The organism is Nocardioides albidus (assembly GCF_006335005.1).
Lineage (GTDB): Bacteria > Actinomycetota > Actinomycetes > Propionibacteriales > Nocardioidaceae > Nocardioides > Nocardioides albidus.
The window spans coordinates 1-443 of the sequence record NZ_VDMP01000007.1 but is presented as its reverse complement, the minus strand read 5'-3'; the positions used below and the strand labels follow the sequence as shown (position 1 = coordinate 443).

The 443-nt window shown below is 65.2% G+C and carries 1 rRNA gene; it reads right to left on the bottom strand.

The features are described from left to right. Positions 1-259: 259 nt before the first annotated feature. Positions 260-376, bottom strand: a 5S ribosomal RNA gene (gene rrf, locus FHP29_RS00135). Positions 377-443: the final 67 nt, after the last annotated feature.

Sequence of the window (443 nt, the reverse complement as noted above, 5' to 3'; positions counted from 1 at the left end):
TTGCGATCTCCGGAGGGCTTGCGATCTCCGGAGGGCTTGCGGTCGAAGGGCTTGCGGTCCTCGCCGCTGCGGGAGCTCGTGCCCTTCCGGGGGGCTCCGCCCTGTCGGGGGCCACCCTTCCGGGGGGCGCCGGCGCCGTCACGACGGCCTCGCTGGTCTGCCACGTCTTTGTCTCCTGGAGCTCGAGATCGCTATTGAAGAATGTAGGTGCAAAGCACAGTAGGGGCCACCTCACGAGGTGGCCCCTACTGGAATGTTTGTCCGGCGGCGTCCTACTCTCCCACATCCTCTCGGTTGCAGTACCATCGGCGCTGGCAGGCTTAACTTCCGGGTTCGGGATGGGACCGGGTGTTTCCCTGCCGCTATGGCCGCCGTAACTCTATGAACCCCACCACACAACGGGTGTGGGGTTGGCTCTTCATCGTGGACGCGCGCACCAACAC